The sequence below is a fragment of the Bacillus sp. 166amftsu genome, from assembly GCF_900107445.1.
GTDB lineage: Bacteria > Bacillota > Bacilli > Bacillales > Bacillaceae_G > Bacillus_A > Bacillus_A arachidis.
The window spans coordinates 1207639-1221397 of record NZ_FNQA01000001.1; the positions used below are offsets into that span (position 1 = coordinate 1207639).

Genomic DNA, 13759 nt, shown 5'->3' on the forward strand with positions numbered 1-13759 from the left:
AGATAATTATAAGAAAGAATTGACTGAAAACTTACTTTTTCTCGTTCTATTATTTGTAGTCTCATACTTTGCTACAGAGGAATACAGTGAAATTGATATGTTATATTTAGTAGCAAGCTTTTTGATTCTCCTGAAATATAACGGACCAAACAAAAGACTTACCTTCCTTTGTTGTTTCCATCGTCTTTGCTAATAAGCTACCAGTTGCTTCTTTATTTTTTCGAACATTTCGAGAGACCTATGTAATCGTTTAATAAAGGCCCCTCCGCATCTTCGCAAGGGACCTTATCTTATTTCTATCAGATTTTACCGAAAGAGTACCCCTACTTCAAACAAAGTTGAGTGGGGGAGTATTCACATTCAGTTCACGAAAGCTTAACCATATCACCAATACCCCAAATCTCATTACTATATTGTAAAATCGTACGGTCACTCGCAAAGTGCCCAGATTGTGCAATATTGATGATCGACATCTCTAACCACTTTCTTCTGTTTTCGTATGCTCTCCCTACATCTTCTTGGCGCTCTGCATATGGACTAAAATCACGAAGAACAAAATACTCATCATTTTGGATGACAAGAGAATCATAAATTGCTTCAAATTCAGCGCCAGCATTTGTGAAGAAACCATTTGTTAATTGGTCAACTACTTTTTTAATATGCATATTGTGATGATAGTAGTCGTTCGCACGATATCCACCATTTTGATAATAATGCAGTACTTCTTCCGCCGTTAATCCGAAGATAAAACAGGCTTCGTCCCCAACTCTTTCTCTTATTTCAATATTAGCACCATCCAGCGTTCCGAGTGTAATGGCACCGTTCATCATAAACTTCATATTTCCTGTTCCTGATGCTTCTTTACTTGCTGTTGAGATTTGCTCACTTACATCTGCTGCTGGGAATATATCTTCCGCAAGTGAAACACGATAGTTTTCTAGAAAGATAACTTTCATATATTGACTCACATACGGATCTTCATTTACTTTTCTGGCAAGTTCATTTATTAATTTAATAATTTTTTTCGCATAATAATAGCCTGGTGATGCTTTCGCGCCGAAAATAAATGTGCGCGGATAAAATGAAAAGCTTGTGTCGTCTTTTAAACGATTGTACAAATATAAAATATGTAATACGTTTAATAATTGTCTTTTATAAGCGTGCAATCGTTTTACCTGTACATCAAAAATAGAATTTGGATCCACAACAATTCCCATCTTATTTGCAATTCTCTCAGCCAAAATACTTTTACGGTGCTGCTTTACAGAGTGTAACTTGTCTTGAAAAACAGTATCATACCGATAATCTTGCAACAATTGTAACTTTTCAGGTTGCTTCTTCCACTCCGTTCCAATCGCTTCTGAAATGAGATTCGTAAGCTGTGGGTTTGCTTTCATGAGCCATCGTCTATGAGCAATTCCATTTGTTTTATTATTAAATTTGTCTGGGAAAAACTCGTAAAACAACCGCATTTCACGTTGTTTTAGGATTTCCGTATGAATTTTTGCAACACCATTTACACTATAGCTTCCGACAATTGCTAAATGTGCCATTTTGACAAGATTATGCGCGATAATCGCCATATCTTCAATCCGCTTCCAATCATACGGATAACGCTCCCACAATTCATGACAAAAGCGTTCATTAATCTCTTCAATAATCATATAAATCCGTGGTAATAACGGTTTAAAAATATGAATCGGCCACTTCTCAAGCGCTTCTGATAAAGTCGTATGATTCGTATAAGAAATCGTATGAGTTGTAATATACCAAGCCTCTTCCCAAGCAAGCTTTTCTTCATCTAATAAAATGCGCATCAGTTCAGGAATCGCAAGAACTGGATGTGTATCATTGATATGAATCGCAATTTTCTCATGTAAATTGCGAAGCGTTCCGTTGCGTTCACGATGCAAACGAACGATATTTTGCAAGCTCGCTGATACGAGAAAATATTGTTGTTTTAACCGAAGTATTTTCCCTTCATCATGCGTATCATCAGGATATAAAAGTTCTGATACCACTTCTGTTTCACGTTTATATTTCAAAATATCCTTGCAGTTTTGCGGGAAGGAAACTGGCTCTGCGTTCCAAAGCCGAAGTGTATTCACAGTATCTGTTTCATATCCAACAACCGGAACATCATAAGGAACAGCCATAATAACTTCTGCATCAGTATGTCGAAACTCTAAGCGCCCATTAATTTGTACGGCTTCCACTTGTCCAAAATAACTCACTTCCACTGCTTGATCATGCCTTCTTACTTCCCAAACATTTTCATGAAGAAGCCACTGTTCAGGCAATTCTACTTGATATCCATCGACAATTTTTTGATCAAACAAGCCATGCTTATATCTAATACCACATCCGTGTCCTGGAAGATTTAACGATGCAAGTGAATCAAGAAAACAGGCTGCTAAGCGGCCTAGTCCTCCGTTTCCAAGCCCTGCGTCCGCTTCGCTTTCCTCCAATTCCTTCAATGAAACCCCAAGTTCTGAAAGACCTTTTTCACATATATCACGTATTCCTAGATTCAGCAAGTTACTACCAAGCAAACGACCGAGTAAGAATTCAATAGATAAGTAATACATTTGCTTTTGATTCCCGGCCCGGTACCTTTCATTTGTTGCAATCCAGTGCTGATTCATATACTCACGTACCATATGACCAAGCGTATTATACTGATCACGACTTGTAGAATCTTTGAAACTTTTTCCATACATCGTTTCTAGTTTTTCTAAAAAAGCTGCTTTAAAGCTTTCAACATGAGTAAACATCTTTTCACCACCTAAGAGTGTTTCAGCAAACTTTTATATAGTTCCTTGTATGCGAGAGCCGAATTTTTCCAGCTATAATCTTCTGTCATCGCCTGTTTGACAAGCTGATCCCATACCGGTTTATTATGATAGTACGTAAGCGCACGACGAACCGTATATAACATGTCATGAGCATTAAAATTTCTAAAGCTGAAACCATTTCCGGTCTCCGTTTTCTCATTATAAGACTGAACTGTATCATTCAATCCCCCTGTTTCCCTTACAATTGGGATTACACCGTATGCCAGTGCAATAAGCTGCCCAAGACCACACGGTTCAAATAATGACGGCATTAAAAATAAATCGCTGCCTGCATATACTTGATGTGCTAACTCCTCATTAAATCCGATATACACTTTCACTTTTTCTGGATACTCATATGCCATCCATTCGAAAAACTGCTCATATTCAGAATCTCCTGATCCTAAAATGATGCATTGTACATCATCTTCCATCATTTCATGAAATACCGTACGTACTAAGTCAAGGCCTTTTTGCTTTGTTAACCTTGTTACCATCGAAATAATTGGCGTATCTTCTTTTTCTGGCAAACCAAAGTAGCGCTGCAGTGCACGTTTATTTTCTTGCTTATCACATAGCGACTCTGCATCATACTGCGCAGTTATAAATGCATCTGTTTTCGGATTATATACGCTCGTATCAATACCATTTACAATCCCACTCAGCTTATCATTATATTTACGCAGTAAACCATCTAGCTTTTCGCCAAAAAATTCATATTGAATCTCTTCTTTATACGTAGGGCTAACCGCTGTAATACGATCGGAAGCGATGATGCCCCCTTTCATAAAGTTAACGTTCCCATAAAATTCAAGCTGTTCACTATGAAAATATTCGTCACCAAGCTCCAATAAATCATGCATAACCTCACGAGAAAATACACCTTGAAACTGCAAATTATGAATCGTATAAACGGTTTTAATATGTTGATATAACGGGTTGTCCCCATACTTTTCACGCAGTAAAAAATTCGCCATCGCGGTATGCCAATCATGACTATGAAGGATATCCACTTCAAAATCCAGGTGCGGCATACACTCTAATACTGCTTTAGAAAAGAACGAAAAACGTTCTCCATCATCATAATGACCATAAAGAGAATCCCTTTTAAAATAATATTCATTGTCGATTAAATAATACGTAATCCCGTCTTGCTCTCCTTTTAAAATCCCGCAATATTGATTTCGCCAACCGAGCTGAACATGGGTTACTTTGTGAAGCGTACATGCTTCTCGCAAGTGCGCAGGAATAAGACTATAGTTCGGAAGTATAATGCGAACGTTCACTCCTAATTTTTTGAGTTCCTTTGGAAGTGCACCCGCTACATCTGCTAGACCTCCTGATTTAATAAACGGTACGCATTCTGATACTGCAAATAAAATATTCACGTGTTGTTCCACTGCCTGAAAAGCGTGTACACTCTGTGCCGCCCTTCTTACAGCTTCCTCCCTTCGAATTTTAAATTCATATCATGATGAGCCAGTGAATCCCTATTAGATAGGATTTCACCGGCTATATAAATTCATTTTCATTTTTCAACATATAATCCACGCCATAAAAAAACAAAAGATACCCTCTATTTGCTTGCTTCTTTCGTTTTAACTTAGCATGGGGCCAAAAAAGGTACTGCCCACTTCTATGCAAGACAGGACACTCTCTTCACCTAAAAAAAGAATGTTTTCATTTATATTGAGATTTCAAGAATAACTCGTAATATTTTGACTTCGGACACTACCTTTTTCCAAAACATGTGGTTGTTCAGGCATTCCTGTTAAAACTACACCATCCTCAATCTTAACATCTTTATCAATAATAACACCATCTAATATACAATTATCTCCAATTTGGCTCTTTTGCATAATAATGCTATTGCGAATCACTGAACCTTCTCCAACCTTTACAGAACGGAAGACAACGCTATTCTCAACCTTCCCTGCAATGACGCTGCCATTTGCGATCATTGTATTTTGTACATTTGCTCCCTTTATATAACGCGTTGGTGGCTCATCTTTTACTTTTGTAAAAATTGGTGCTTCTTTCGTAAATAACTGCTTCCAAATAGAAGGCTGCAAAATTTCTAAACTATGCTTATAATAGCTTTCAATCGAATCAATGACAGCTACGTATCCTGTATGTTCATATGTTCCAATGTACAATGATTTCCCCTGTTTTTCTCTAACAACATCAAATAAACTATAATGCTCCATATCTTTATATGTTTCAAATAAATCTAATAATAGCTGTTTCTTAAGCACATAGGTTTGCAGGGGAACTCCTTCATGGCACACTTCCGTAACATCTGCTTCCGTATGTATATGTCTCTCTAATACTGCTTGAAAATTTATCGCTGTAACAAGATGACTATTTGTAATGACAACATACTCTTGTTTGCTGCGCAGAAAATAGTCAATATGTCTTCTAAAATGAGCAAAAGAACCAAACTCATCTTGATCACATTGGCAATTCGGAGGAAATAAAAATAAGCCATCGCGTTTTCTATCTAAATCCCATTGCTTTCCTGATCCGAGGTGATCCATCAAGGAACGATTTTTATGACTTGTAAAAATCGCTACACTATGAATATGAGAATTAACCATATTCGAAAGCATAAAATCAATGAGACGATAACGTCCTCCAAATGGTAGTGCTGCCAGTGAACGATGCCCTGTTACTTTCTTTAAGGAAGGAAAACTCCCTGTTGCATTAATAATTCCTAACATTGATTCTCCCATTCATCTCATCCCCCTTTTCTATTTCCCCTCAGCTATTAGTACGACATCATCGATATTTTTTTCTGGACGAATAATTGCCCCATCTTCAATGACCATACCTGATCCAACAATTGCTCTTTCGACGATAACATTTTTACCAATGCATGCATCCGGCATAATGACCGAATCGATCACCATACTTCCCTCTCCAACCGTCACGCCTTGGAATAAAACTGAGTGTTTTACATCCCCTTCAATAACGCATCCTTCATTAATTAATGATTCTTCCACCTTCGCCCCTTCAGCAATATACTGTGGTGGTTCATTCGGATTAACTGAATAAATACGCCAACTATGATCATTTAAATGTAAAGACGATTCTTCACGAAGCAAGTCCATATTTGCTTCCCACAAGCTTTTTACAGTTCCAACATCTTTCCAATACCCTTCAAATGGGTAAGCCACGAGCTTTTTCTCTTCATCTAATAAAAGCGGGATGACATCTTTTCCAAAATCATTACTAGATTCTGGATTTCTTGCATCCATCTCTAAATATTCTTTTAACACGGCCCAATTAAAAATATAAATACCCATCGAGGCAAGATTACTTTTTGGAAACTGTGGTTTTTCCTCAAACTCAACAATTTCCATGTCTTCGTTCGTATTCATAATTCCAAATCGACTTGCTTCATCCCAAGGTACTTCAATAACAGAAATCGAAACGTCTGCTTCTTTTTCAATGTGGTAATCTAGCATTTTACTGTAATCCATTTTATAAATATGATCCCCTGATAAAATCAGAACATATTCTGGATCATACTGATGTAAGTAATTTAAATTTTGATAAATTGCACTTGCTGTTCCTGTATACCATTTCACGCCTGAAGATTCCGAGTACGGGGGCAATACAGTCACGCCGCCATTCACACGATCTAAATCCCAAGCATTACCGATTCCAATATAGCTATGAAGCTCAAGTGGCTGATACTGGGTTAAAATCCCAACGGTTTCAATACCAGAATTTGCACAATTACTTAATGTGAAATCGATAATTCGGTACTTACCACCAAACGGAACAGCTGGCTTGGCTAAATTCTTTGTTAAAGCACTTAAACGACTACCCTTTCCTCCTGCTAGTAACATTGCTACGCACGTCTGCTTTTGTACCATCTTGTTTTTTGCTCCCCTTTCTCGTTTTCACTGGTCTTAAAATAGATACACCAAATGGTGGAATTGTTATTTCTACATGAGCAGACTGGTTATGATACGGCTCGCCTATTGCCTTCAGCCGTTTTTTATTCACCTGTCCTGAGCCGCCGTATATTACATCATCACTATTTAAAATTTCGTTATAATATTGGAATTCTGGTACGCCCACTTTATAATTTTCGTACACAATGTTTGTAAAATTGCATACAACAACAAGAACGTCTTCCTCTTTATCTCCTTTACGAATAAACGAAAATATACTTTGCTCATTATTGTCAGCATCGATCCATTGAAAGCCTTCCTGTGAGTGATCAAGCTGCCAAAGTGGTTTTGATCGCTTATACAATGCTATGAGCTCTTTAAAGTAATCATGCATATAACAATGCATTTCAAAATCATGTAAATTCCAATCTAGATCCTCGAGATCTTTCCATTCATCAAATTGACCAAATTCTCCGCCCATAAAGAGCAATTTCTTCCCTGGATGTGCAAAGAAATACCCGTATAATAAGCGAAGCTGCGCAAACTTTTCCCAGTAGTCTCCCGGCATTTTATTTAACAATGATTTTTTCCCGTGAACGACTTCATCATGAGAGAGCGGTAATATAAAGTTTTCGGAGTAAGCATAGAGCAAAGAAAATGTCATTTTCTCATGAATATATTTCCGATATTCCGGTGCACACTCCATATATTTCAGCACATCATTCATCCAGCCCATATTCCACTTATAATTAAATCCTAATCCCCCTTCATAAGTTGGAGCGGTCACAAGTGGCCAAGCTGTCGAATCTTCTGCAGTCATCAGAAATTCTTCGTCCTCTGCAAATACTGCCTCGTTTAACTCTCGTAAAAAGGAAACCGCATACTCATTACTTTGCTGCCTTCCTTCTTTTTCCCAATACAGCATATTTGCAACTGCATCGACGCGAAAGCCGTCAATATGGTAATATTTCATCCAAAACAATGCATTTGAAATTAAAAAATTTCGCACTTCCTGTTTTCCTAAATCAAAATTCACTGTTCCCCAAATACGATTTTCCCTTACATCCAAATCTTTATATTCATAAGTTGGTGCCCCATCAAATAAATACAAACCGTGAGCATCCTTACAAAAATGACCTGGTACCCAATCTAAAATGACACCGATTCCATATTTATGACATTCATCGACAAAATACATGAAATCATGAGGCGTACCAAATCGACTTGTCACTGCATAATATCCGGTTCCCTGATATCCCCATGAACGGTCATATGGATGTTCGACAAGCGGCATAATTTCAATGTGTGTAAATTGATGTTCTGCTACATAAGGAATGAGCTCATCTGCCATTTCTCTATATGAATACAAAGAGCCATCTTCTTTCTTTTTCCATGAACCAAAATGCAACTCATAAATTGCCATTGCTTCCTTATAACTTACTTTTCGTTTCTTCTTTCGGAACCAATTTCTATCATTCCATTTATATCCCCTTATATCAAAAATAACAGATGCCGTGTTTGGTCTTACTTCTGCATATGTTGCATAAGGATCTGCTTTTAAAATTGTTTCGCCACCTTTGGTTTCAATCGCATACTTGTATATCTCTTTTTCCTCCAAATGTGGTATAAACAATGACCAAATACCCTCTTCTGTCATTTTTCGCATCTTATGCTCGTCAATATTCCAATCATTAAAATCGCCAACTACACTCAAAGCTTTCGCATGAGGAGCCCATACTGTAAATCGTACGCCTTGTATTTCATCCTCTACTACAGGATGCGCGCCAAATATGTTATAGCTCTCATAACACTGTTTTGTGTGAAATTCATACACACTTTCTTCCATACAATTTGTTACACTCAATATGTTCACCTCACTAAGATGACAGAATTTTTATTACCTTGTAAACATTCGTTGAAATACTGAAATATCCTTGTGCATTTTTAAATAAATATACGTTTTTTCGCGGAAATTAAAGGGAACATTTTAATTTTCCGTTAAATATATCGAATTTTGACGAATATTCATTGAAAGCGGTTTATTTTAAAATAATTTTAAAAAAATAACAAAAAGCACTCCATGGGCAATAGAATGCTTTTTGTTATAAACGCCCCTTATCCAGTAAAGGAGGTATACTATGGGGATATACAAGGGAACTGGAAAAGGAATTTGTATGAGGTTATATATAAAATTCAGAAGCAGGAAGCAGTTTCCCGCTTCTAAATCATTTATCAATTATCTTAAAGTACTGGTGCCATTGTTTCTTTTAATACTTTTACTGAGTGAGCGAACTTCGCTTTTTCTTCTTCATTTAACTCAAGTTCAACGATTTCACGTACACCTTCTCGGTTAATAACAGCTGGAACACCTACATAAGCGTCTTTCTCACCATATTGACCTTCAAGGTATGCAGATACAGTTAGTACACTGTTCTCGTTGTTTAAGATTGCCTTTGTTACACGAAGTAGTGACATACCGATTCCGTAGTAAGTTGCACCTTTACGTTCGATAATGTGGTAAGCAGCATCACGTACATTTACAAAGATTTTATCTAAATCATCTTGGCTATACTGTTCGTTGTTCGCTAAGATTGTTTCTAATTTTTGTACACCTATAGTTGCATGACTCCATACTGGAAGTTCAGTATCACCGTGTTCACCAATGATGTATGCATGAACGTTGCGTGGATCTACATCTAAGTAATCACCTAGCATATAACGGAAACGAGCAGAGTCAAGAGTTGTACCAGAACCGATTATGCGTTCTTTTGGTAATCCAGATTCTTTCCAAGTTACATAAGTTAAGATGTCAACTGGGTTAGTTGCGATTAAGAAAATACCATCAAATCCAGTATCCATAATACCGCGAACGATTTGCTTAAAGATTTTTGTATTTTTCTCAACTAAGTCTAGGCGAGTTTCACCTGGCTTTTGTGGTAATCCAGCAGTGATAACAACTAAATCTGCATCTTTACAATCTGCATAACTACCGCTCCAAACCTTTGTTGGTGATGGAGAGAATGGTACTGCATGGCTTAAGTCCATTGCTTCTCCTTCTGCTTTCGCTTCATTTACGTCAACAAGTACGAATTCTTCAGCTACACCTTGGTTAATCATTGAGTAAGCATAACTACAACCTACAGCACCTGTTCCTACTAATACTACGCGATTGATACCTTTTTTCATGGTAATTTCCCCTCTCTATTGTTCACATTTATCATGATTGTTTAAGTAATTAATTAAAATACTAATTTAATGTTGTTTAACTTCCTTACATTCATATTGTAGCATAAGTTATTGTGAATTCATTCACAAATTATGACCTATTTGTGAACTTTTTCACACACAGTAGAAAGTTATTATATCAGGCGTGGAATCCATCAAAATGAAAGCCTTTTCTTTAGATTGTGAAAAGGCTGCTTTACTGTGTTGCTATCGTTTTGTCTATTAAAAATTAAAATAACACCTAATAAAAAAGCTATCCTTTCAACAACATTTCCAGAAAGAATAGCTTTCTCTTGGATCAAAGTTTTATCTTTTTTCTGGCATTAAGCGAGTGGCAACTCCAATCCTATTCCATGCATTAATAGCAACAATCTGCATAATAATTTCAGCAATTTGTTCTTCTTCAAAGAATTTCCTTACTTCTTCATATACCTCATCAGGAATATGCGTTTCCGCTACTAGTGTAATCGCCTCTGTCAAAGCAAGCACAGCACGTTCTGCCTCTGTAAAGAACGGTGTCTCACGCCAAGCATTAAGAGCATAAATACGCTGCTCTGTTTCCCCTAGTTTTCGTGCATCTTTCGTATGGAGATCAATGCAATACGCACATCCATTGATTTGAGAAGCCCGGATTTTAATTAGCTCTTTCAATGTCTCATCAATGCTTGTAGTCATCAAATATTTTTCTAATCCCGCCATTGCCTTATAACCTTCTGGATTTACCTTTCCCATTAAAAACCTTGTTTCCATTGTATAGTCCCTCCATAAAATAAAATTAATTTATACTTTGGCGTCAGGATATTGAATACTGTCTTTCATAAATCTTTTCATATCATGATTGTAGTTCATGACAGACCTTCTAAAAGAAAACATATATAGCATCCCTTTCATACCCTGTCACTTATAAGACAAATTAGCTTTTCAATTTGTGACAAAATAAAAAGAAATCTTAAAAAAATAAAGATTTCTTTTCATTTTTATACTATAGAACTGAAATATGCTTTAATTTATCGGGATTGACTACAATGTAGATTCTTCTAATTAATTCTCGGCTTTCATCCCACTCAAAACATATAGCTTTCTCTGCACATCCCTTATTCCTTGCTAAGATACCAATTTGACCATTTATGATAGTTGGAAGAAGTTCGACTTGAAAGAATCCCTTTGAAACAATTGCCTCCAAAAATGTCTGGATACGCTGTTTGCCCAAAATCGGAAATATGGCTGCACGCACTTTACCTCCTCCATCAGTGACAAAAGCTACGTCCTCTCTCAACAGATTAATAAACGCCTCAAAATTCCCTGTTTCTGAACCTTGGATAAAGGTATGTACCATTTTTTCTGTATGAATCGATTGCTGCGGATGTACTGACACTTCGTACTGTATCTTCTCTTTGCAACGGCTGTAAATCTTTCGGCAATTTACTTCTGATTTATTTAAAAGCTCAGCTATTTCACGATAATCGTACCCAAGTGCTTTCCTTAAAACGAATATGGCTCTTTCAACAGGAGTTAAATTCTCTAACAATACAAGGAATGCATAGGATACTCTTTCGCTTTGAATTATAGTTTCCATAGGATTTAATTTCGCTGTATCTATTTCCGGCTCAGGAAGCCATTCTCCTGTATATATTTCTCTTTTTTTCCGTGCTGATTGTAGTATATTCAAACAATGGTTCGTCGTCATCTTAATTAAATACGCTTTCATATTTCTAACTGGCTCTTGGTTCACATATTGACTTTTCATAAGTATATCCTGTGCAACATCCTCCGCATCACTAACAGAGCCAAGCATTCGATATGCGACAGAGTATACTAAAGGTTGATAGGTTCGATACAAAGTTTCAAAACCCATATTATCACTCCATTCTATAGCGTGTCTCAATATAAAAATATATGATTTGTTATAATGAAAAGATTATTTTTCTGCTACGGAAGGCTTGTATAATTATCTCTTCCATTTTTTCATATTCCATCGCTCTCTCCTTTCTATTAGTCAGACGCTCAAAGCATACAAAAGTATACTAAAAAACAGACGTATCAAAGTCTGTTTTTTCCCTGAATAACTATCCACTTAAATAAGAATGAAACAAAATATTTGAATTTCATGCAGGCTTGCTTTCTCTTTACGAGTTTTTGGTACTCCCGTTATTTTGTTCCGAATGAAATATGTTATTTTCACTTGTAGCAACAATCTTTACCTTGTATGGCAGTTTGTTAATCCCTATATACATAACCGGATTCTTATCTTTTCCCTTACCCTTTTCAGGATTTAAATCAATAACGGACGTATCTTTTTCATCTTTCACTTCTTTTACCGTAATTTTATCATTTTAGTGCCTTTCACTACCACTGGTCATCTATTTCTAGAAGGATTGAATATTCTCTTTTTTAATGCTATTTTGTTTAAAAACAAGTGAAAAAGCATTACAACTTGTTTTTTAGCGTTCATATTTGTCTTATTCATTATGGCAAAACAAATTCACTTGCTTCGCTCTTCTTAATTCAGCGTGTAATGAAACAGAAATATTATATAATTTAGGAAAGTGGAAAGAGGTGATATTATGGAGGATAACATGCGGGAAAGCAGAAAAATAGCTACGCCCATTCTTTGGACTATTTCTTTACTTGTCGCTACACTATTAGTTTTTGTAATCACACGATTATATCCAAATACCAATTTACAGATTAGCATTGTTTTATTCTCTATCATAGACATTGGATTTATAGTCGCTTTGATTTTGGGAATTAAGACAAAAAACGCTAGTATAATGATCTTCAGTGTTATATCTAACGGCATATTTTTTATACTACTATCCATTTTTATTTTTTTACTATTAGTTGCTAATGGTATTTCAGAACCGTAACAAAATCATTGATAAATAAAAAAAGAGATAGCAGATTATGCTATCTCTTTAAGTATGACCCGTACGGGATTCGAACCCGTGTTACCGCCGTGAAAGGGCGGTGTCTTAACCACTTGACCAACGGGCCAATTTCTGGCAGAGAAGAAGGGATTCGAACCCTCGCACCGCGTTAGCGATCTACTCCCTTAGCAGGGGAGCCCCTTGAGCCACTTGGGTACTTCTCTATATTATATGGCTCCGCAGGTAGGACTCGAACCTACGACCGATCGGTTAACAGCCGATAGCTCTACCACTGAGCTACTGCGGAATAATGGTGGGCCTAAATGGACTCGAACCATCGACCTCACGCTTATCAGGCGTGCGCTCTAACCAGCTGAGCTATAGGCCCCCAATAGAAAAGCGGGTGAAGAGAATCGAACTCTCGACCAGAGCTTGGAAGGCTCTTGTTTTACCACTAAACTACACCCGCATAAAATTATAAAATAAATGGTGAGCCATGAAGGACTCGAACCTTCGACCCTCTGATTAAAAGTCAGATGCTCTACCAACTGAGCTAATGGCTCATTTTGAAAGTGGTGCCGGCTAGAGGACTTGAACCCCCAACCTACTGATTACAAGTCAGTTGCTCTACCAATTGAGCTAAGCCGGCTTTCCAAAAAAAAAAAAGATGGCTCGGGACGGAATCGAACCGCCGACACGAGGATTTTCAGTCCTCTGCTCTACCGACTGAGCTACCGAGCCTTTATGTAAATGGCGGTCCCGACCGGGGTCGAACCGGCGATCTCCTGCGTGACAGGCAGGCATGTTAACCACTACACCACGGGACCATTTGGTTGCGGGGACAGGATTTGAACCTGCGACCTTCGGGTTATGAGCCCGACGAGCTACCAGACTGCTCCACCCCGCGACGATATCATATTCTTTTTTTAAA

Annotated in this window: 8 protein-coding genes, 10 tRNA genes and 1 pseudogene; all 19 read right to left on the reverse strand. The window is 37.2% G+C overall.

All coding sequences use genetic code 11. From position 1 onward, the window contains the following. Positions 1-365: 365 nt before the first annotated feature. Positions 366-2774, reverse strand: a complete 2409-nt coding sequence (locus BLV40_RS06640) for a glycogen/starch/alpha-glucan phosphorylase (RefSeq protein WP_090688226.1) — start codon at positions 2772-2774, stop codon at positions 366-368. A gap of 11 nt (positions 2775-2785) precedes the next feature. After that, positions 2786-4222, reverse strand: coding sequence for a glycogen synthase GlgA (glgA, locus tag BLV40_RS06645; RefSeq protein WP_090688331.1), 1437 nt, complete (start codon positions 4220-4222; stop codon positions 2786-2788). Positions 4223-4531: 309 nt separating this feature from the next. Then, on the reverse strand, positions 4532-5566 hold the full coding sequence (locus tag BLV40_RS06650; protein WP_090688230.1) for a GlgC family sugar phosphate nucleotidyltransferase: 1035 nt from the start codon (positions 5564-5566) through the stop codon (positions 4532-4534). Between the two features lie 18 nt (positions 5567-5584). Further along, a complete protein-coding gene (locus BLV40_RS06655) occupies positions 5585-6715 on the reverse strand; it encodes a glucose-1-phosphate adenylyltransferase (protein WP_090688233.1) in 1131 nt (376 codons plus the stop codon). After that, complete coding sequence (gene glgB / locus BLV40_RS06660) at positions 6663-8600, reverse strand: 1,4-alpha-glucan branching protein GlgB (RefSeq protein WP_090688236.1); 1938 nt, start codon at positions 8598-8600, stop codon at positions 6663-6665. Before glgB ends, BLV40_RS06655 begins: the two co-directional genes overlap by 53 nt. A 377-nt stretch (positions 8601-8977) precedes the next feature. After that, entirely contained in the window at positions 8978-9922 is a 945-nt protein-coding gene (locus BLV40_RS06665) for an L-lactate dehydrogenase (protein WP_090688238.1), read from the reverse strand. A 345-nt stretch (positions 9923-10267) separates the two neighbouring features. Next, positions 10268-10711: a carboxymuconolactone decarboxylase family protein gene (locus BLV40_RS06670; protein WP_090688241.1), complete on the reverse strand. Its 444-nt coding sequence runs from the start codon at positions 10709-10711 to the stop codon at positions 10268-10270. Positions 10712-10943: 232 nt separating this feature from the next. After that, on the reverse strand, positions 10944-11816 hold the full coding sequence (locus BLV40_RS06675) for an RNA polymerase sigma-70 factor (RefSeq protein ID WP_090688244.1): 873 nt from the start codon (positions 11814-11816) through the stop codon (positions 10944-10946). Between the two features lie 271 nt (positions 11817-12087). Next, positions 12088-12306, reverse strand: a pseudogene (locus BLV40_RS28810) (hypothetical protein); the annotation flags it as partial. Between the two features lie 577 nt (positions 12307-12883). Beyond that, positions 12884-12955 (reverse strand) — tRNA-Glu (locus BLV40_RS06690). Positions 12956-12961: 6 nt separating this feature from the next. Then, a tRNA-Ser gene (locus BLV40_RS06695) sits at positions 12962-13052 on the reverse strand. A gap of 8 nt (positions 13053-13060) precedes the next feature. Then, positions 13061-13135: transfer RNA gene (locus BLV40_RS06700), tRNA-Asn, on the reverse strand. 4 nt (positions 13136-13139) lie between these two features. Beyond that, positions 13140-13216, reverse strand: a tRNA-Ile gene (locus BLV40_RS06705). 10 nt (positions 13217-13226) lie between these two features. Then, a tRNA-Gly gene (locus BLV40_RS06710) sits at positions 13227-13297 on the reverse strand. An 18-nt stretch (positions 13298-13315) separates the two neighbouring features. Further along, positions 13316-13391 (reverse strand) — tRNA-Lys (locus tag BLV40_RS06715). A 10-nt stretch (positions 13392-13401) separates the two neighbouring features. Further along, positions 13402-13477, reverse strand: a tRNA-Thr gene (locus tag BLV40_RS06720). Positions 13478-13496: 19 nt separating this feature from the next. Beyond that, positions 13497-13569 (reverse strand) — tRNA-Phe (locus tag BLV40_RS06725). 10 nt (positions 13570-13579) lie between these two features. Then, positions 13580-13655, reverse strand: a tRNA-Asp gene (locus BLV40_RS06730). Between the two features lie 3 nt (positions 13656-13658). Continuing rightward, positions 13659-13735, reverse strand: a tRNA-Met gene (locus tag BLV40_RS06735). Between the last annotated feature and the right edge of the window lie 24 nt (positions 13736-13759).